12 protein-coding genes and 1 pseudogene are annotated in these 20,272 nt (G+C 56.6%); 5 read left to right on the top strand and 8 right to left on the bottom strand.

From position 1 onward, the window contains the following. Window positions 1-58 precede the first annotated feature (58 nt). Together Q0510_RS10075 and Q0510_RS10080 are read left to right on the top strand one after the other, a co-directional pair. A complete protein-coding gene (locus Q0510_RS10075; RefSeq protein ID WP_298710662.1) occupies window positions 59-919 on the top strand; it encodes an ATP/GTP-binding protein in 861 nt (286 codons plus the stop codon). Window positions 920-972: 53 nt separating this feature from the next. Continuing rightward, the gene (locus tag Q0510_RS10080) at window positions 973-4,071 is read left to right on the top strand and encodes a two-component regulator propeller domain-containing protein (RefSeq protein ID WP_298710664.1); all 3,099 of its coding nucleotides are present in this window, start codon (window positions 973-975) and stop codon (window positions 4,069-4,071) included. A gap of 4 nt (window positions 4,072-4,075) precedes the next feature. Here Q0510_RS10080 and Q0510_RS10085 read toward each other — a convergent pair whose 3' ends face one another. The 4 genes from Q0510_RS10085 to Q0510_RS10100 are packed head-to-tail and all read right to left on the bottom strand — an operon-like array spanning window position 4,076 to window position 9,208. Continuing rightward, entirely contained in the window at window positions 4,076-5,479 is a 1,404-nt protein-coding gene (locus Q0510_RS10085; protein ID WP_298710666.1) for an MBL fold metallo-hydrolase, read from the bottom strand. Beyond that, complete coding sequence (locus Q0510_RS10090; RefSeq protein WP_298710668.1) at window positions 5,476-5,970, bottom strand: DUF4442 domain-containing protein; 495 nt, start codon at window positions 5,968-5,970, stop codon at window positions 5,476-5,478. The genes Q0510_RS10085 and Q0510_RS10090 overlap by 4 nt, the downstream gene beginning before the upstream one ends. 10 nt (window positions 5,971-5,980) lie before the next feature. Next, window positions 5,981-7,978: a polyphosphate kinase 1 gene (gene ppk1 / locus Q0510_RS10095; RefSeq protein WP_298710671.1), complete on the bottom strand. Its 1,998-nt coding sequence runs from the start codon at window positions 7,976-7,978 to the stop codon at window positions 5,981-5,983. 3 nt (window positions 7,979-7,981) lie between these two features. Next, on the bottom strand, window positions 7,982-9,208 hold the full coding sequence (locus tag Q0510_RS10100; protein WP_298710673.1) for a Pycsar system effector family protein: 1,227 nt from the start codon (window positions 9,206-9,208) through the stop codon (window positions 7,982-7,984). Between the two features lie 71 nt (window positions 9,209-9,279). On the opposite strand from Q0510_RS10100, the gene Q0510_RS10105 reads away from it, so the two are divergent. Together Q0510_RS10105 and Q0510_RS10110 are read left to right on the top strand one after the other, a co-directional pair. Continuing rightward, on the top strand, window positions 9,280-10,134 hold the full coding sequence (locus tag Q0510_RS10105; protein WP_298710676.1) for a hypothetical protein: 855 nt from the start codon (window positions 9,280-9,282) through the stop codon (window positions 10,132-10,134). Further along, window positions 10,131-13,757, top strand: coding sequence for a BamA/TamA family outer membrane protein (locus tag Q0510_RS10110; RefSeq protein ID WP_298710679.1), 3,627 nt, complete (start codon window positions 10,131-10,133; stop codon window positions 13,755-13,757). Before Q0510_RS10105 ends, Q0510_RS10110 begins: the two co-directional genes overlap by 4 nt. Before the next feature lie 71 nt (window positions 13,758-13,828). Here Q0510_RS10110 and Q0510_RS10115 read toward each other — a convergent pair whose 3' ends face one another. The 4 genes from Q0510_RS10115 to Q0510_RS10130 form a co-directional block, all read right to left on the bottom strand. Continuing rightward, window positions 13,829-16,201, bottom strand: coding sequence for a hypothetical protein (locus tag Q0510_RS10115; protein WP_298710682.1), 2,373 nt, complete (start codon window positions 16,199-16,201; stop codon window positions 13,829-13,831). A gap of 67 nt (window positions 16,202-16,268) precedes the next feature. After that, window positions 16,269-16,895 carry a DUF3267 domain-containing protein gene (locus tag Q0510_RS10120; RefSeq protein WP_298710751.1) on the bottom strand — a complete coding sequence of 209 codons (627 nt, stop codon included), beginning with the start codon at window positions 16,893-16,895 and terminating at the stop codon, window positions 16,269-16,271. Between the two features lie 2 nt (window positions 16,896-16,897). Beyond that, a complete protein-coding gene (lysA, locus tag Q0510_RS10125) occupies window positions 16,898-18,124 on the bottom strand; it encodes a diaminopimelate decarboxylase (protein ID WP_298710684.1) in 1,227 nt (408 codons plus the stop codon). 38 nt (window positions 18,125-18,162) lie between these two features. Further along, window positions 18,163-18,549, bottom strand: coding sequence for an RNA-binding S4 domain-containing protein (locus Q0510_RS10130; RefSeq protein ID WP_298710687.1), 387 nt, complete (start codon window positions 18,547-18,549; stop codon window positions 18,163-18,165). A 427-nt stretch (window positions 18,550-18,976) separates the two neighbouring features. On the opposite strand from Q0510_RS10130, the pseudogene Q0510_RS10135 reads away from it, so the two are divergent. After that, a pseudogene (locus tag Q0510_RS10135) lies at window positions 18,977-20,194 on the top strand (cation:proton antiporter). Window positions 20,195-20,272 lie beyond the last annotated feature (78 nt).

Consider the following 20,272-nt stretch of genomic DNA (forward strand, 5'->3'; position numbering starts at 1 on the left):
ATTCATAATACCCATTAAAAATACATTTATTAAATTTAAAGCCTAATCTCTACGTGTTATGAAAATGAAATATGCTATCCTTAGTCTTTTCCTCGCCGGCGCGCCATGCCTTGATGCCCTGGCCCAGCAGGCCACGCTCACGAAGTTATGGTCGACGGACACGACGCTGAAGGTCCCCGAATCCGTGTGTTTCGACGCCAAACGCAAGATCCTCTATGTCACCAACATCGACGGCCAGCCGTGGGGGAAGGATGGACAGGGGTTCGTTTCCCGCGTGTCGCCGAAAGACGGCAAGATCGTTGCGCTCCGCTGGGTGGAAGGGCTCCACGCCCCCAAAGGCATGGGCCTCTATAAAAACCGCCTGTATGTTGCCGACCTGAACGAAGTAGTGGTGATCGACATCGAAAAAGGCGCCATCGAAAAACGCATCGCCATCGCCAATGCCGAAGGGCTGAACGACATAACCGTGGCGCCGAACGGACAAGTGCTCGTAACGGATTCCCGCAAGAAAACCGTGCACGTAGTGGTTCCGGAAACGAACAGCGGCCCGTATCTCGACAGCGCCCGCAGCGGCCTGAAAGGCCCCAACGGCATCCTCGCCAGCCCCGCAGGGCTCCTCGTGCTCGACGACAGTTCCGTGAAAATCGCCGGCGTCGATGGCACCCTCACCAAAGTAGCTCCCGCTTCCAACGGCGCCGACGGTATCGAACACGTGAAAGGCGACGAATACATCGTTTCCTGCTGGAAAGGCGATGTGTATTACGTGAATATCAAAAACAACACGGCCGACAAAATCCTGGACACCCAGGCCGAAAAACTGCAGACTGCCGACATCGGCTACGATCCGAAAAAGAAAATCGTTTATATTCCCACCTTCTTTGGTAACCATGTAACCGCCTACAAGCTTACCGTCAACTAAATTAATTCCTGCCGGGAAGCCAGCAAACGCTTTCCGGCAGTTACATCACCTGCATGAAGTATCTGTACCTGCTGCTCGCACTCTTGTTCACTGTTTATACCGTTAAAGCACAGTCTTCGCGGCAGGCTTATGTTTTCTCCCATCTCACCATTCACAACGGCCTTTCCGGCAACCACGTTTCCGGTATCCTGCAGGATAAAAAAGGGTTTATCTGGATCGCCAGCAACGCGTTGCAGCGCTTCGACGGCGAAAATTACATCACCATCACCCAGTTCGACCGGCTGCCCGGATCCATTTATTACGACGACATCGCCCTGTACGAAGACCGCCAGGGCCATATCTGGATTGGCGCCCCGGAGAATATCCGGTTATACGATCCGGTAACAACCCGCATTTCCACCATTCCCATCGACGCGGGTATTCCCGCGGGGAAAGAAATCGGCTGTTATGCCTTTTTGCAGGACCACAAAGGCCAGCTGTACCTCACTTCGGAAGCGGGGCTCCTGCAGCTCGACCCTGTGCACCGGCGCTTCCGCCGGCCGGCATTCATTCCCGACAGCATCAGCGTCAACATGCAATCCGCCATCCTGGAAGACGCTCACGGCCGGCTTTGGATCAGCGGGGAAAAGGAAATGTATATGATCTCGCAGGACCGGCAGCAGATTTTCAGTTCCTACAATAATCCGCACAAATACCCCCTGCTCAACGTTTTCGCCAGCGTGAAAGAAATGCTGGAAGACCAGCGGGGCCGCATCTGGGCTGCAACGCGCATTACCAACGAGTTGTTGTGCTGGACGCCGGACAGCAGCGCCATGCGGCGGTTCCAGTTCCGTTTCGGCAACCAGCCTCCCGACCAGGTGTATGAGCTGGCGGAAGATCATCACGGCAACATCTGGGCGGGCATGAAAGACAACGGCCTGTACCGTTACAACGACGCGCAGGATACATTCTCCCTGCACATCGGCCCCACGAAAGATTCGCTGGGGCTGCACCTCAACTACGAAACCAATTGCCTCGTCCCGGACCGCGACGGCCACCTTTGGGTGGGAACGGACGTAGGCGTTAACATACTCAGCCTGCACAACGAAGGTTTCACCCGCCTCGACCAGCCTACTTATCCGGCGCCGGGCGCGGAGGTGACGGGGTTGCTGACGGCGAAGAACGGAGATGTTTACATGGCCTCCTGGGGCGGAGGGTTTTCGCACCTGCGTCCCGATCTCAGCCCCGTCAGGCATTATACTTACGGTCCCAATGGCCTCACCGAAGACCGGAACCTGGTCTGGAGCCTTGCGGAATTACCTTCCGGAACGATCCTGGTGGGCCAGGAAAACGGGATGATCTCGGAGTATGACCCGGTGAAGCAACGCTTCCGCCACCACAGGCCGCCGGCCCTGCACGACCAGGCCGTGCTCACGATGTTCCCGGAGAACGATACCACCGTCTGGATCGGGTTGTATAAAGAAGCCATGTCGAAGTGGAACCCTGTTTCCGGCGAGTTCCTGAATTACCCGCAGATCACGGAATTCATCCGCCGGAATACGGCCATTACCGCCATCGTTCCCGGCGGCGACAGCCTGCTGTGGCTGGGATCGAGCAGGGGCGGCGTGTTGCGGTTCAGTAAGAAAGAAGGGAAAGTGACTTCGGCGGTGATGTTCATGCGCGGCAAGGATACCGTGCGCAACATCACGGCGCTGCTTCCCGTCAACGATACGACGTTGCTGGCCGGCACCGATCATGGTGTTTATTTTTATTATCCTGTTTCCGGGAAATGGGAAGCCCTCATGATCAACAACCGCCAGTTCAACGAATGGATACTGTCGATGGCGCCGGCGGGCAACAACCGCTACTGGCTCACCACCCAATCCGGCTTCTACCGGCTGAACGGCCCTACCCGCACGTTGTCCATCTTCGTGCAGAACAACGATATCATCACCGATGCGCGGATGGTGCGGCGGAGTATCGTCCAGATGGCAGACGGCCGCCTGCTGGTAGGCGCCACCGACCATGCGATCGCCTTCTCCCCCGATAAACTCGAAGTGAAGCCCGCACCGCCTGACGTGACGATCGTGGAATTCAGGGTGCTGAACAACGCCGTTATGGTGGATTCCGCGATGTTTTTCAACAAGCCGGTTTACCTGCACCACGACGAAAATTTCCTCGGCATCGACTTCAAATCGCTGCAATACCACGGCGAAAAACTGCAATATTTCTATCAGCTGGAAGGGCTCGACAAAGACTGGCTGCCGGCGGAAAACGTGCTCTCGGCCCGATATACCAACCTGCCGCCGGGCGAGTACACGTTCAATGTGAAGAGCATGAACACGGCGGGCATTTTTTCCCGCAACACCACCTCCCTGCATATCGTGATCCTGCCGGCGTTCTGGCAAACCTGGTGGTTCAGGACGCTGCTGTTCCTGCTGGCCGCGGGCTTGGTGTACGGATATTTCCGTTTCAGGATGTACCTGGTGAAGAAGGAAGCCCGCAGCAAAGCGGCTTTCCGGGAAGAATTGTCGCAGCTGGAGATGAAAGCGCTCCGCGCGCAGATGAACCCGCATTTCATCTTCAACGCCCTCAACTCGATCCAGACATTCATGTTGAAAAATGAAACAGACACGGCGCTGGCGTACCTCAGCCGCTTCGCGAAGCTCATCCGCAACGTGCTCGACCATTCGCAGCTCAACAATATTTCCATCACGCGGGAAACGGAGATGCTGGAGAACTACCTGGAACTGGAGCGCCTCCGGCTCGACGGGCGCTTCGATTACACTATTTCCATTGACCCGGACCTCGACCAGGATTTCACCGAAATCCCCGCCATGGTGCTGCAACCATTCGTCGAAAACGCCATCTGGCACGGATTGCAGCATAAAAATGCGCCGGGCAAATTATATATCGGCTTCACGCGCGAAGGGCAGCAGATCCATTGCGTGATCGAAGACGACGGCATCGGCCGCGAAGCCGCTACGGTATTGAAACAGCAAAGCCACCCGGCCCATGTGTCGCGGGGCCTCCAGATAACAAAAGACCGGCTGCAGATTTACAACAGCCGGTACAATATGGATGCGTCTTTCGACATCGAAGATCTGACAGATGAAAACGGCCATCCGTCGGGAACGCGGGTGAACCTGTGGTTCCCGCTGACGGAGGATTAAGCCATCAGCCTAAACCAATTTCGAAATGGCGGGTCGGGATTTCAATATCCTGGAAACCTTTCTTGATGAGCCAGTCGCGGAAAACGGTCTGCACTTCATATTCGCCATGAACGAGGAAGAGGCGCTTCACGCCGCGGGGGTTCTGGCAGGCCAGCCACTGGCTCATATCTTCATAGTCGCCATGCGCGCTCAGGGCGCGGATCACACCTACTTCCGCCTTCACTTCGAATTTATCTCCATAGATCGACACTTCCGTAGCGCCACGCATGAGCCGCCCGCCGAGGGATTGCGGCTCGCAATAACCCACGATCAGGATGGTGTTTTTCCATTGTTCGATGTTATTGGCGATGTGGTGCTTCACACGGCCGGCTTCCGCCATCCCGGAGGCGGAAATGATCACGCAGGGCTCTTTGCGGAAGTTGAGCATTTTCGATTCTTCCACCGTTTTGATGTAACGCAGGCCGGGGAAGCTGAATACGTCTTCATCCACTTCCAGCAGTTTGGCTACTTTACGGTTGAAGCATTCCGGGTGCATGCGGGTGACCTGTGTGGCCTCGAGCGACAGCGGGCTGTCCACGAACAGGTCCACGGCCGGAAGCTTGCCTGCCAGCTGCGCGCGGTTGAGGGCGAAGAGGATTTCCTGGGTGCGCCCTACGCTGAACGCGGGGATAATGAGTTTTCCCTTTTTCATGACGCAGGTTTCGTGGATGTAGCGCAGCAGTTCTTCGTCGGCCGGTTTGATATCGGGATGCAGGCTGCTGCCGTAGGTGGATTCCATGATAATGTAATCCGCCTGCGGGAATTCTTCCGGTGATTTCAGGATCGGATCGCCGTAACGGCCGATGTCGCCGCTGAACGTGATATGCTCCGTTTTCCCGCCTTCATTGATCTTGAGGTGCACGCAGGCGCTGCCGATGATGTGGCCGGCGTCGGTGAAGAGCACTTCCACGTCTTCATCGATACGGAACCATTTGCCGTAAGCCATGGGCACAAGCTGGTCCACGGCGCGCTTGGCGTCGTCTAATTTATATAACGGCTCCACGTAGGGCTTGCCTTCGCGGGCGTTTTTCTTGTTGACGTATTTGATATCATCTTCCTGGATCTCAGCGGAATCGAGGAGGAGGATTTCGGTGAGGTCGCGCGTGGCCGGCGTGCAATAGATGCTGCCGCGGTAGCCCAGTTTGCTGAGGCGCGGCACGAGGCCGGAATGGTCGATGTGGGCGTGGGAAAGGATCATGATGTCGATCTCTTCCGGGTTGAAGCCGAAATCGAGGTTGAGGGCGGTTGTTTCGCGGCCCATGCCCTGGTACATGCCGCAGTCTAGTAAAATCTTCAGTCCTTTCTTCAGGGTGATGAGGTGCTTGGACCCCGTTACCGTGCGTGCTGCTCCGTGAAATGCGATTTTCATGATGATGCTTTTTTAAAACTCCACGTAATCCTGAACCGCGCGATCTCCGTATTATCCTTGCTCTTGCCGGTCACTTCTACCGTCAGCGCCACGGATTCGCCGGTTGCTATTGTTTGTGCGATGGCGTCGCGGATGGCGGCGCCTTCGTTACAGGTGAAATATGTTTTGGTTTTGGCTTTTTTCAGGAAGATGCCTTCCATCCCCGTTACCAGCATCGACACGCGGGCCGGTGCGCCATCGATATGCCCCATGGCGAGGATCCCGCTGCTCATTTCCGCGGCCATGGCCAGGCAGGCGAAATAAGTGCTGCGGAATGGATTCTGGGAAAGCCAGCGGTACGGGACGGATGTGGTGCACGACAGCTCGGAGGCGCCACCTGCGCGAACGCCGGCGATCCACGCGCTGGGGAGCTTATACAACAGAAACAACGAGAATGCGAACCGGTTGTTCACCCGGTTGAAAAATTGGGATGCGCTGCGGGTTGTTGCCATACCGGGTATTTTATAGTTTCCGAACGTATGCGTAAGTATCTCGCTGTGCGTTGACGTCAGGGCCGCCTTTTTCCCGCGGAACCGGCAGGTTGCGGGCGTTGGCCCCCAATATTACGGCATTTGTATTATCCGCAAGCTGCAAGGCGATAATATCTTTCAGCTGCTGCCTGGCGGCCGGGTCGTACACCGGGAAGCACACTTCGATCCGGCGGTGGAGGTTGCGGTTCATCCAGTCGGCCGAACCCAGGTATATCAGCTCTTCGCCGCCGTTATGGAAAATGAACACTCGGGCATGTTCCAGGTAGCGGTCTACGATCCGCCGCACGCGGATGCCTTGGCGGGGCACCAGGCAGCAGATACTCCTGACGACCAGGTCGATTTCCACCCCTGCATCTGCCGCGGCGTACAGCTCGGCGATCATGCTTTTTTCCTGCAGGTTGTTCAGCTTGATAGTGATGCGCGCAGGCCTGCCGTTGCGGGCGTTCTCCGCTTCGGCGCGGATCAGCGACTTGAATTGTTCCACCAGGTTGAACTGCGCCACCAGCAGATGTTCGAAGTGCATGAAATTGAACTTGCCGGGCTGGATGCCGGTTTGCATATAAATGAACAGCAGCTCCAGTTCCTGCGTGAGCGCCTGGTGGCGGGTGAGCAGGACGTGATCGGCGTAAAACCGCGCGGTGCTTTCGTTGAAGTTGCCCGTGGCCAGCAGGGCCGTATGGTCCCAGTAGAACCCGCGTTTGCGCTTTACCAGGGCCACTTTCGCATGCACCTTCAGGCCGGGGATGCTGTACAGTATCTTGACGCCGGCCGCTTTCATCCGTTTGGCCCAGCGGATGTTGTTGGCCTCGTCGAAGCGGGCTTTCAGTTCCACCATCACCGTCACCTTTTTCCCGTTTTTGGCGGCGCTCATGAGCGCATGCGCAATGCGGGAGGTGGAGGCCACGCGGTAAAGGGTGACGTAAATCTCCCGAACATCAGGATCCGTGGCAGCTTCATTGAAATACCGGAGGATGTAATCGTAAGATTGATAGGGCACGTGCAGCATAACGTCGCGCTCCTGCACCTGGTCGAGCAGCGGGCGGCCGGGATCGATGGCGTTGCAGTGCGCGGGCGGCGCTTTGGGATATTCCTGCGAAGCGTCGGGCGGCAGCGGCAGGTCCGACAGGTCGCGGAGATTGTGATACCTCCCGCCGGTAGCCAGCTCCTGCGGGGCGATGCGGAAATAAGCCGCCAGCTGGTCGCGCAGCAGAGCGGGCATGGCCGCATCGTAGAGGAAACGGGTGGGCACGCCCATCTGGCGTTGCACCAACATGTCTTCCACCTTTTGCAGCAGGTGGCCGCTGAACTCATCGACGTCGATCTCCGCATCCCGCGTCACCTTGATGCTATAGGCCGCCTTGATGCCCACATGCGGGAACAGGAAACCGAGGTGCTGGCGGATGGCGTCGTCGAGGAAAAGGATATCGTTGCCGGGCAGGCGGAGGAAGCGCGGCAGGTGGTCGGACGGTACATTGACGATGCCCGTGCCGCCGTCTTCCAGGCATACCACGAGGTAGAGGGCGTTGTTTTCGAGGAACAGTTCCATCGGCTCATCCAGCCGGAGCCGTACGGGCTGGAGGTAGGCCAGTATCGTATTGAAGAAATAATCGCGGATGGCGGGGAGGTGCTCCGGCGCGGGGGATTCCCCGTAATACAACCGGACGCCTTTTTCCTGCAGCCCGGGAATCACCACCTGCCTGAAGATGCGGCCGTATTCGTTGAGCTGCCGGGCGATTTCCTGTTGCGCGGCAGTCAGGGCGCCTTTCTCGCCCTCATGCAACTGGTGCAGGGCAAGCAGCGCCGGCATGCGGACGCGGAAAAACTCATCGAGGTTCGAGGAGAAGATAGACAGGAATTTCACGCGCTCATACAGCGGAACGCCCGGTGTTTCAGCCATGGAAAGCACCCGGAAATTGAAATGCAGCCAGCTCAGGTCGCGGTCGTTCAGGGGGATCGTTTGCTGCTCCAATGCCTAACCTTTTACCGGGAAAAAGATAGCCGCCACCGTGAAAGCGATCACGGAAGCCACGATACCAAACATGAAAGTATTGTACGCCAGGCGCAGCAGCCGGTACTTCCGGCCCAGCACCACGCCCAGGTTGTATATATCGTGGATCATGTTGCTGTAGAGGTAATCCGGGTTTTTGATGATGGTTTCCATGCCTTCTTCATATTCCGGGTACGACATCTGGTGGAAGTTGCCGAAGAATAGGAGGTTCGCTTTCTTGTTTTTGATGTCTTCTTCCGTGAAGCGGCCGCTGGTCACATTGGGCCGCGTGGCCAGTACGGCGAACACGATGGTGGTGACGCTGGTGCCCAGGAAGATGACGGCGGGTAATATGAAGTTGGGATAATCTTCCAGCTTGCGCAGCAATACCGATAACAATACGGAAATGATGATGGCGTTCACCGAGATCATGATATTCGCTTTGGAGTCGGCCATCGAGCTGAGGCGGATGTGATTCGTACCCGTGGTCCGGAACATCGTTTCCACGCCGGGTTTCTTCTTCTCGCCCTTCTCTTCCTTTTCTTCTTTCACTTTTTCCGCTTTCTTTTCCGCCTTCGCGATACCGGGTTTTTCTTCCATCGCTTCCCGCTGTTTCTCTTCCAGTTTGATTTTCAGCTTTTCGATATTGTCTTCCTTCTGCGGGTTGAGCAAAGTACGGGCGTAAGCGGTGTGGTATTGATGGGATTCGAGGAACTGGATGGTGGTGCGCGTCCATTCGACGCTGCTGATCTTTTTGCCCATGGCCAGTTCTGCTTCGGTGCGCATGAGCTTGTTGCGCTTGGAGAATTCTTTGCTGCCAAGATGGAACAGGTCGGCATCGCACACGATCTGCTCCAGCAGGTTATTCGGCTGCTGGGGCATCCGGGTGGCCAGCACGCAATCTGCGGCGGCGCGGCCTGTAGCTTCCGATAAGCCCTGCGCCTTAGCGAATGCCAGCACGGCGTCTGCTCCGGCGGATTCATGGCTGGAGCGCTCTCCTTCGAGGTAACCCATGTCGTGGAACCAGGCCGCCAGCATCACGATCAGATGGTCGGCTTCCGAAAGGCGGTAATAGGCGGATATCTGGTCGGCCGCCTGCACTACCTGGCTGGTATGTACGAGGTTGTGGTATACCAGCACCGGGTCGGGGTGCGATTCGTATTGCCGGGTCACATAGGCCTGCGCGGCTGCTAACACTGAACTAATTTCCATCTGGTGGTGTATTTACTATATTCCAAATTACGGCATTTTTTGCGTTAATTTTATCCTATAAAGAATGGCTTATGAAGATGTTTCCTTGTCTGCTGCCTGCAATCATGCTCATTTCCTGCCAGTCGGCGGGGCAAAATGAAGCAAAGCGGCAAACCTCCCCGGAAGGTTACCGGCTCGAACAATACGAACGATTCCGCGTGCGGGAATCGCTGCAGGAAATCTCCGGCCTGGTATTCCACCGCGACGAAGCGCATTTCATCGCCAATAACGACGAACAGGGAAAACTCTTCCAGGTCAACCTCCGCGCCACCGCCCCATACCCCTCCTGGAAATTCGGGAAAGGCGGGGATTATGAAGAAACCGTGTTCACCGGGAAAGACTGGTTCGTGCTCAAAAGCAATGGCAGCATGTACCGGGTAGACGGGATGTTTACCGACACCGTATCTTCCACCATGGCGCATTTCCCGCATAACTGGAAACGGGAGTTCGAAGCGGCGTATTATGATATCCAATCCAACAGGATCGTGGCCATCTGCAAAAGCTGCGAAGTGGATAAAGGACAAAAGCAGACCAGCGTGTATGCTTTCAGTCCCGATTCGCTGACCTGGAACCCCGAGCCGGTATGGCGCTTTTCCAACGACAGCCTTCCCGGCCTGAAAGAAGGCCCCTCCAAGCACTTCAGGCCCTCCGGCGCCGCTGTCCATCCCATCGAAAACAGGGTATATATCGTGGCTTCCGTGAATGAACTGCTCGTCATTACCGACCTTCAGGGTAAAGTCCAGGAAACGCACCGCCTCCCCAGGAAGCATTTCTCCCAGCCCGAAGGCATCACCTTCGCGCCCAATGGCGATATGTATATTTCCAACGAAGGCGATGAAGACCATACGGCCGATATTCTCAAATTCAAATACACCCCCAGGAATTGAAATACCTTATACTCCTTTTCCTCGCTTGCTTTGCCTTGCAGGCATCTGCGCAGGAAGACAGCATACAGCAGCGCATCATCCTCATCGGGGACGCCGGCGAAATGCGCAACGGCATCAACCCCGTCGTAGATGCGGTCAGGCGCAACTTTCCGCTGGACAAGGGCGCCAATACCATACTCTTCCTCGGCGACAATGTGTACCCGCTCGGGTTGCCCGGGCCGCTGGCGAAGAACTTCCCCGAAGCCCGCGCTATCCTCGACTACCAGGTCAATCTCGTGAGGGGGACCAATGCTAAAGGGATCTTCATCCCCGGCAACCACGACTGGTCCAAGCACCGCCCCGATGGCTGGCGGCAGATCCGCAACCAGCAGCAGTATATCGATTCGCTGAAACTCCCGAATGTCGACTTCCTCCCGAAGGACGGGTGCCCCGGTCCGCTGGCCGTGCCGTTGGGAGATGACGTATTGCTGATTGTGATGGACTCCGAATGGTGGCTCTACCCCGGCGCCAAACCCGGGCTGGAATCGTCCTGCGACCAGAAGACGGAAGACGAGGTGCTGGCCGAAATCAAGGATATCGCTGCCGCCAATCCCGGCAAGCTGCTCGTTTTCGCCGCGCACCATCCGCTGCGCAGCTACGGCATCCATGGCGGGTATTACACTATCAAACAGCATATCTTCCCCCTTACCGACGCCAAACCTTATTTATACGTGCCCATGCCTGTTATCGGCAGTATTTATCCTTTGGTGCGCGGCGTATTCGGCACCCGGGAAGACCTTCCGCATCCCTTGTACAAGCGCCTGATCCGGGGGATCGAAGATGCCATTCCGAAAGAATCGCCGGCGGTGTTTGTGGCGGGCCATGAGCATACATTGCAATTGATCAACGAAGGGCACCGCTATTTTGTAGTGAGTGGCGCCGGTGCGAAAGACAGCCGGGTGAAACAGGGCCCGGGCGCCTTGTTCGTCAGTAAGTTTTACGGCTACAGCGTGATTACCGTCATGAAAAATGGCAGGGTGAAGGTGGATTTCTATAATGAAAACGAATCCACGCCCATCTTCTCGCATCCCATGTTCGACCTGAACGAATACCGGAAAAAGCTAGCGCAGGAAGCGGCCAAACCCATGCCCGACAGCGTGACCATGGCCGCCGATCCCCGTTACGTCAATATCAACGGTTTCCACCGGCTCATGCTCGGCGAGAACTACCGGAAAGTCTGGGCTACGCCCCTCACCTTCCCCGTGATCGATATCGATACCACGAAGGGCGGATTGAAAGTAACCAAGCGCGGCGGCGGGATGCAAACACGCTCCCTCCGGCTGGAAGATACTTCCGGCAGGGAATGGGTGCTGCGGTCGCTGGTGAAAAACCCAACATCCGCCGTCCCCGAAGCGCTGCGGGAAACCTTTGCGCGGGAGATCGTGCAGGACCAGATATCCGCTTCCAACCCTTACGCACCGCTGGTAGTGTCTTCGCTGGCGGAGAAAGCCGGTGTGCCGCATACCAATCCCTCGTTCGTCTATCTCCCCGACGACACCGCGCTGGGCATCTTCCGCCACGACTTCGCCGGCGGCGTGTACCTGTTCGAAGAACGCGAGCCCGTGACGGCCAGCAAAACCTACAACACGCTCAAAGTACTGGAGAACCTGCTCGAAGACAATGATAATTCCGTGAACCAGGATGCCGTGCTGCAGGCGCGCCTGCTCGATTTCTTCATCGGCGACTGGGACCGGCACGACGATCAGTGGCGCTGGTGGGCGGAAAAGGATAAGAAGAAGAAAGAGTTCTTCCCCATCCCCCGCGACCGCGACCAGGCGTTCTTCATCAACGAAGGCGTGATCCCCCGCATGGCGAGCCGCGCCTGGCTCATGCCCAATATCCAGGGCTTCCGGAAAAACATTCCCAACATCAACGGGCTAAACTTCAACCCGCGTTACTTCGACCGCAACTTCCTCACTGATCTGTCCGAAGAGCAGTGGGCAAAAGAAGCGGATGCCTTTACGGCGAAGATGACCGACGAAGCCATCGAAGAAGCCGTGGCCCAGCTGCCCGATTCCATCCGCCGCCTCACCGGCGATATGATGCTGGAACGATTGAAAGCGAGGAGAAGCATCATGAAAAGCGAAGCCCTCAAATATTACCGCTTCCTCGCCAAAGGCGTGGATGTAACCGGCTCGCAGAAGAATGAACAGTTCACCATCACCCGGCTGGAAGACGGTAAGGTACGGGTGGTGTCGCGCAAGATCAGCAAGTCGGGCGACCTCGAGCAAAAGCTCTTCGACCGCACCTTCGACCCCGCGCACACGAAGGAAGTGGCGATCTATGGGCTGGGCGGGCAAGACCGCTTCATCCTCACCGGCGACGGACATCCCCGCATCCGGGTGCGGCTGATCGGGGGCGCGGAAAAGGATACGTATTTCGACAGCATCCCATCCGGCGGTGGTAAAAAAGCACTCATCTACGACCTGAAACATAAAGAAGACAGTTTCGCCATCGGCAGCCGCGAAGGCCTGCGGCTTTCGTCCAACCCGGACGTGATCCGTTACAACCGGATGGCGTTCAAGTATAATAAACTGATGCCCCTGGTCACCGGCGGCTTTAACCTCGACGACGGGCTGCTCCTCGGTCTGGGCATGGAATACTCCGGGCAAGGGTTCCGGAAGGATTCCTTCGCCGTGCGCCACCGTCTTACCGGCATGCATGCCCTGGCAACGGAAGCATGGCAGTTCCGGTACGAAGGACAATTCAACGACGTGATCGGCAAAACAGACCTGTTACTGCACGGCCTGGCGCGCGCGCCGCACAATACGGTCAACTTCTTCGGCTTTGGTAACGAAACGGTGTATGATAAAAACATCACCGATCCGCCTATCCGTTACTACCGCAGCCGCTTCAATATTTATTCGGCGGAAGCGATGCTGCGTACAAATCTGGCGCAGAACATCAGTTTCGCAATAGGCCCCTCCATCACCGCGGCCACTATTTCTGCGATCGAAAACCAGGGCCGGTATTTCGGCGATTTCGATAAAGCGGATTCCGCGCGGCTGTATGCCAACAAAACCTACGCCGGCCTGCGCGGTGCCTTCGCCATCGATACGCGCGACAATAAGCTCGTAGCCACCCGTGGCCTGCTTTGGAACACGTACATCCTCGGCAGCAAAGGCCTCACCGGCGCGAGCAGGAACATGTTGCAGATCCGGTCGGACATGAGCATTTACGCCTCCCTCGGCCTGCCCCCCAACGTTGTGCTCGTTACCCGTTTCGGGGGCGGATATACCTGGGGCAACCCGGAATTCTTCCAGGCGCTGTCGCTCGGGGGAACGGCCAACCTGCGCGGTTACCGCAACAACCGCTTCGCCGGTCACGGTATGTTCTACAACAACATGGAGCTGCGGGTCAAGCTGTTCGACTTCACTTCGTACATTCTCCCCGGCTCGGTGGGCCTTATCGGCTTCAACGACGTAGGGCGCGTATGGTATCGTGGGGAAGATTCGGGGAGATGGCATAACGGCTTCGGCGGCGGCGTGTACTTCTCGCCCGTCAACCTCGTAGTGCTTACAGCGGTGCTCGGCCATTCTACCGAAGGCACCCTGCCGTATGTGACGTTCGGATTTAAATTCTGACGAAGAAAGCTGAAAAAAGAAAACGGCTGTTCATATGCTGAACAGCCGTTTTTTTATGGAGGTGATCATATTCAGGAGGGATTGCCTGCGGGCAATGCGCGGCCCATATTCACCGACAGGCGGATGGCCTTGAGGCCGCTGACGCCCTGGAGCTCTTCCAGGTCCAGCATTTCCACATCGCGGAGCAGCACGTCTTTGTCGATGAGGAAGTCGATGAACTTGCGGTATTCTTCCGCTTCCCGCGTATACGAATATACGATGGCGATTTTGCCGGGTTGCGTAAGCCGTTCATTCGTATCCTTGATGCGCACTTTGTCGATCCGCTTTTTCATGATCTCGTAACGCATATTGTACGCCCCTTCCACATCAAATCTCCGTTCATCTTTCCGGAAACTGATTGCGATGGGGTTGGAATGCGCAAGGATCAACTGCGTGGTATGCAGCGGGAGCTTCAGTGTGGGCGCCAGGTCGTTCGTGAGCCTGGCGATCTTCGCCATCGATGAAAGCTGCCACAGCCGGAGGTTCCGCAGGTACATCATATCGAACTTGCGTTCCGGCGCAATAGATTGGCCGATGTAGATGTTATACTCCACACCGTCGGTCCGGTACTTCTCGAAGTAGCAGGGATACGATTGCTGCAGTTCGTCTTTTTCCTTTTCCAGGAAATTATTGATGGCGGAGTTGATCTCCCGCAGGCTTTCTTCGTATTCGCGGCGATGGTGGTAAATATGTCCCGTGTGCTTGTCGATCTTCGTGAAGTATTCGTTGAGCAAGGGTTTCAGCCCGTCTTCGCTGTCGTACAGATGGCGGAATGTAGGCGCGATCTCATGGTCGAGGAACTCGTTGATCTTCACTTCGTCTTCCGCGAAGAGCGTGTCGTGCATGCCCGAAAGCAGGCGGTTGTTCTTGTATTGCAGCTCATCCAGCAGCGGGAGGTGCAGGCTGCCGTTGATACCCCGGAACGTTTGCTGGATGAGCTGCAGCTGCTCGCGAAGGTCGTCGCGGATAGCCGTGCCCCTTTCCACGGAACTGTTGCGGATGTCAACAGCGCCATACAGCGGGTACACATCTTCAAACAGGATGTTCCCGATATCTTTCTGTTTTACGTTCTTCGGTGTGTGGAGATATTCCCAGGCCGCCTCCGTGAACTTCCATTCCACGGCGGGTTGCAGCGCGGTAAACTGGTCTTTGATCACTTCATTGATCCGCTCATTGGCCAGCTCCACGCTCCGCCGCAGCAGCAGCGAGCCCAGGGCGTAGACCGGCTGGAGGTTGGAAAGTATCTCCCAGTCCAGCGGCGTCTGTTCGGATGTGGCCAGTTCCAGCATGCCCAGCAGGTTATTTTCATGCAGGATCGGGAAGAGGATGAAACTTTTGACGCCGTGCAACGGCAGGTATTTGAGGAATGGATACAGTTCCACCGTCCCCCGCGACACTTCATTCAGCACCAGCGGTTGCGGGTTGGCCTTGAGGAACGTCATCAGCTGATCGTTCAGCGCCAGCCTTTCCTGGTCGCTGCGCGCACTGCTGAAAATGATGCTCTGCGCCACATACGTTGTCTCGAGCACATTGCGGTTATTGACTTTCAGGAATGGGATCAAATGAATATTCAGGTCGGCCCGGCCGGCGAGGGTTTTGAGATATTCCCGCGCCTGGGTGTACGTTTTAAGCTCATTGTCTTTCCGGATGTTGAGCACCAGGCTCTTCATGCCGTTGACCACATAATCCCGCGTCACGTCCTGGATGGTCCAGATCACGAAACCTTCCAGCGCGAAAGCGTCCAGCGGCACCAGTTCCTGCAGTACGGAAAGGTCCTGCGAGCGGAAGTCGCCGGAGCAGATCTCGCCGCAGTCGAGCTTCGGGAGGTCGCCTTTCAGCCGCACATCCACGAAACGCGGGTCGATGTTCACTTTGATATAGCGCAGCAACCCGTCGTCGTCCGGGAAACTGATGGTATGCACGATATCCGTGTCGTAATTGATCTGCAGGTTATACCACCTTTCAAGGATCAGTTTATATAACCACGACAGCTTGTCGCGGCGGATTTTGTCGGGCGACATACCCTTCGGCATGGCCATCAGCTCTTTTCCGTCTTCCGAAAATATCTGCTGGAATTTATCTGAATAGTAGAATATGGCGAAGCGGTATGGCACGCCGATGCCGAATATATCGCGGGAATCGTCGATCGTTACGGGAAAAACGGTGGCGGTCACAAGGTCCAGGTACTCCTGGTATTTGGCGACGTCCACATCACTGCTGAGTGGCTGTTGTAATTCGGGATTGCTTTCAAAATGGCGGACGATCTCGGAAAAGAACGCGGCCCTGGCCCCCTTGGCATTCTGCGCTTTGTCTTTCATGAAGCGCATGAAAGGGACGAACGAGATATGGCTCTCTATCAGGTGTTCCTCTATCAGCTGATCCCGGTTTGCGGTAAGTATCTTCATATTTTCTAAACCTTTATGGCTAACAGCGACAGTGCAGGATAACAGTAATTGTTCGGGGGAATAGTTGCTATTGCGAAGTTACGTAAAAATACGAAATGCGGGCATCCGCGTCGTCGAAGGTGAGTGGTTTAAGATGGCGGAACCGGTGCATATAGCCGCAAAGCCCGAAATCCCCCACGCAACAGAGCGTATGGAACGCATACATGCCCGAGAAAAAGACCTTCCACCCAATGGGCAGCCACACCGCCGCCAGGCCCATCCCCAGCGAAAGCACCACATACGGCCCCAGGGCGATCACCAGCAGCTGCCGGTAATTCACGGCAAAATCATGCGCCACGGCGTAAAACATGAGCTTGCGCCATACCACGCCGTACCGCACGTCCTTCGCACCGAAAACCCGGAACAAAAGGCCATGGATGCCTTCATGAAAAGGAATGAGGAGGATAACGGACGCCATGCCGAGGGCCAGCCAGGCTATGAACTCCCCGACAGACAGGGAACCCGATTGACGGGAATAGATATATGCGGCTGCGATCAGCCCGCCGCCCAGAAAGGAAGCGGCCATCAGCAGCCGGAAAAAAAGAGATCCCCTGCGCACGCCGTCCTTCACGGGCACCAGCAGCTCGCTTATCCGGTAAGCGGCCAGTTCGGTGTACCCTTGGGCCAGGAGCTCGTCGCGCAGGGGACTGTTCATCACTACATGGGGATTTCCACCTGGTTCTTCAGCAGGTCGTCGATCGTATCGCGCTTGCGGATCAGGTGCGCCTTGCCGTCTTTCACCAGCACTTCGGCGGGTTTCAGGCGGGAGTTGAAGTTGCTCGACATCTCGAAGCCATAGGCCCCGGCGTTGTAGAACACCAGCAGGTCGCCTTCGCGTACCTCGCTGATCTTGCGGTCCCAGCCGAAAGTATCGGTTTCGCAGATATTACCCACAACGGTATAAATGCGCTCGGTGCCTTTCGGGTTGGAGATATTTTTGATCAGGTGGAAGGAATCGTAGAACATGGGGCGGATGAGGTGGTTGAACCCGCTGTTCACGCCCACGAACACCGTAGCGGTCGTTTGCTTGATCACGTTGGCTTTCACCACGAAATAACCGCACTGGCTCACGAGGAATTTCCCCGGTTCGAACCACAGCTGCAGGGGGCGCCTGTAAGCTTTCGCGAATTTGTTGAAAGCCTCGCTGAGCTTCTTGCCGAGCAGATCGATATCCGTTTCCGGGTCGCCCTGCTGGTACGCAACTTTAAAACCGCTGCCCAGGTCGATGAACTCCAGGTCGGGGAAGTGTTCCGTCATTTCGAACATGATCTCCACCCCGCGCAGGAACACGTCTACGTCTTTGATCTCGGAGCCCGTGTGCATGTGCAGGCCCGTTACCTTCAGCTTCGTGCTCTTCACGATGCGCTCGATATGGCGCATCTGGTGGATCGAGATGCCGAACTTGCTGTCCACATGCCCGGTCGAGATCTTGAAGTTGCCGCCAGCCATGATGTGCGGGTTCAGGCGGATGCAGATCGGGTAAGTGTCCCCGAACTGGTTGCCGAACTGCTCCAGGATGGAAATGTTGTCGATATTGATGTTCACGCCCAGGTCCTTCGCCGCGATGATCTCGCTCAGGTCCACGCAGTTGGGCGTAAAAATGATGTTTTTCGGATCGAAACCCGCCTTCAGCCCCAGCTGCACCTCCTGGATGCTCACGGTATCCAGCCCGCAGCCCAGGGAATTGATGTAGCGCAGCACGTTGACGTTCGTCAGCGCCTTGCAGGCGTAGAAAAAGCGCGCGTCAGCCTTGCTGAAGGCATCCTTCAGCTTCTCATACTGTGTCTTGATCTTTTCGGCGTGATAGATATACACCGGGGTGCCGAATTCCTGCGCTGTTTTTACCAGGAAGTCCGCGCTGAGTACGTCGCTTTGTTTAGCCATTGTATCGGGTAAATTGAATGTGCGAAAATAATAAGAAATTAGTCTTCCTGCATAAAATCGTCGAGGTCGCGGCGTTCTTTCTTGGTAGGACGGCCGATTTTACTCTGCCTTTTACCCGTATCGAAGCTGGAAGCCATGCGCTTATTGAGCAATTGGTCTTCCTCCGGTGTGATATCAACGTAATATTTAATGGCTTCCGAGTAGGCCTGGCGGTTGGCCAGCAGCCCCGTCACCTTCACTTTCCACTTCCGCGATTCGGTGCGGATGTCGTATTCGTCTCCCACGCTCACGGCCCTGGCCGCCTTCACCGCCACCCCGTTGAGCTTCACCTTGCCGTTATCACAGGCGGCAGCAGCGGCCGTTCGGGTCTTGAACACCCGGATGGCCCAGAGATATTTGTCTACACGCAGTTTTTCAGCTGTCATCCTGCAAAAATACGAAACGCGCGCCTGCTTGTCCAGCCCTGTTTGACGAATACCGCTCGTCCGCCGGAAAATCGGGATTAATGGCATGCAGCCGGCGGTGGTATTTGTCCGGGGCCGCCGTTGCGTCGCACACTTCAGCGCCGGAAATGGCTGGTCCGGCTACTCTTAACATGGATTTCCCGCCTGTTTTGTACCTTACGGCCCGCTAAACCGCCTTGCTGCCATGCATAAAAAGCACCTGCTTTACCCCCTTATCATCGGGATTTTCGGGATGATGACCTGGTTCATCATCGCCCGGGGGGAGCAACTTCCGGCCCCTCCCGCCGCCGGTCCCCTCCTCCATCCCGTTCCCCCTGCAACCGCATCCGCCGCCGCAAACACGGGCCTTTTCACTGACCTCATGCATCATTTGCAGCATCCCCTGAGCATGCTGCTGCTGCAGATCATCGTGATCCTCTGCGCCACCCGCGCCTTCGGATACCTGGCCCGTAAGGCCGGCCAGCCCGCCGTTGTAGGAGAAATCATTGCCGGCATCGTACTGGGGCCCTCGCTCCTGGGGCTCCTGGCGCCGGAGGCCATGAACGCCCTCTTCCCCAAATCCTCGCTGCCGCCGCTGCAGTTCCTCAGCCAGATCGGACTGGCCTTCTTCATGTTCATCGTGGGCATGGAGCTGGATATCTCCAAAATCCGCCGCAAAGCCCACGACGCCGTGATGATCAGCCACGCCAGCATCATCATCCCCTTCTTTCTCGGCGTATGTTTCGCCTATTTCACTTTCACACAGTTTGCGCCGCAAAACGTAGGTTTCCTGAGCTTCGCGCTGTTCATGGGCATCGCCATGAGTGTGACGGCCTTCCCCGTGTTGGCCCGCATCGTACAGGAGCGCCACCTTACAGGTACGCCCCTCGGCGTGATGGCCATTACCTGCGCCGCGGCGGATGATATCACCGCCTGGTGCATCCTGGCGATCGTAGTGGCCATCGCCAAGGCCGGCGGGCTCGTGAGCGCACTGGTGACCATCGGCCTGGCGGTCGTTTTCGTGGCCGGTATGCTCTGCCTCGTACGCCCCTGGCTGCAACGCCGCATGCGTACCCTCAACGGCAACAAAACCAAAGTGGCCCTGGGATTCTTTGTATTGCTCATCGCGGGCTATATCGCCGAAGTGATCGGTATCCACCTGCTGTTCGGGGCTTTCCTGGCCGGGGTGATCATGCCTGCCGAAACCAATATCAAACAAGTGCTGCAGGATAAACTGTAAGACGTGAGCGTGGTGATCCTGCTGCCCATATTTTTCGCCTTTACCGGCCTCCGCACCCAGATAGGGCTCCTCAACGAAGGGCACCTATGGGGCGTGTTCGCTGTGATCATGCTGGTGGCGGTAGCCGGCAAATTCGCGGGCTCCGCATTCACGGCCAGGCTCATGGGGCAGTCCTGGGAACAATCCCTCTCCATCGGCGCCCTCATGAACACCCGCGGGCTCATGGAACTGGTGGTGCTCAACATCGGGTACGACCTGGGCATCCTCACCCCGCAAGTCTTCGCCATGCTGGTGCTCATGGCCCTCGCCACCACCTTCATGACCGGCCCCCTCCTCGATTATTTCGGATGGTATTTCCACGGCCGAAAGGCCAGGGCAATGTCCTGATACCAATAGCTCCGCATAAAAAGGCCCGGACTGCGCAGTCCGGGCCTTTTACGGTATATCCGTTCGGGTATTATCCGT

The sequence above is a fragment of the uncultured Chitinophaga sp. genome, from assembly GCF_937874145.1.
Classification (GTDB): domain Bacteria; phylum Bacteroidota; class Bacteroidia; order Chitinophagales; family Chitinophagaceae; genus Chitinophaga.

Excerpts from the sequence above, each read along its gene's own strand:
- lysA (WP_298710684.1), bottom strand. The coding sequence starts at position 18,124 with ATGGCTAAACAAAGCGACGTACTCAGCGCGGACTTCCTGGTAAAAACA.
- Q0510_RS10080 (WP_298710664.1), top strand. The coding sequence starts at position 973 with ATGAAGTATCTGTACCTGCTGCTCGCACTCTTGTTCACTGTTTATACC.
- Q0510_RS10120 (WP_298710751.1), bottom strand. The coding sequence starts at position 16,895 with ATGAACAGTCCCCTGCGCGACGAGCTCCTGGCCCAAGGGTACACCGAA.
- Q0510_RS10105 (WP_298710676.1), top strand. The coding sequence starts at position 9,280 with ATGAAGATGTTTCCTTGTCTGCTGCCTGCAATCATGCTCATTTCCTGC.
- Q0510_RS10075 (WP_298710662.1), top strand. The coding sequence starts at position 59 with ATGAAAATGAAATATGCTATCCTTAGTCTTTTCCTCGCCGGCGCGCCA.
- Q0510_RS10130 (WP_298710687.1), bottom strand. The coding sequence starts at position 18,549 with ATGACAGCTGAAAAACTGCGTGTAGACAAATATCTCTGGGCCATCCGG.
- Q0510_RS10115 (WP_298710682.1), bottom strand. The coding sequence starts at position 16,201 with ATGAAGATACTTACCGCAAACCGGGATCAGCTGATAGAGGAACACCTG.
- Q0510_RS10085 (WP_298710666.1), bottom strand. The coding sequence starts at position 5,479 with ATGAAAATCGCATTTCACGGAGCAGCACGCACGGTAACGGGGTCCAAG.
- Q0510_RS10090 (WP_298710668.1), bottom strand. The coding sequence starts at position 5,970 with ATGGCAACAACCCGCAGCGCATCCCAATTTTTCAACCGGGTGAACAAC.
- Q0510_RS10100 (WP_298710673.1), bottom strand. The coding sequence starts at position 9,208 with ATGGAAATTAGTTCAGTGTTAGCAGCCGCGCAGGCCTATGTGACCCGG.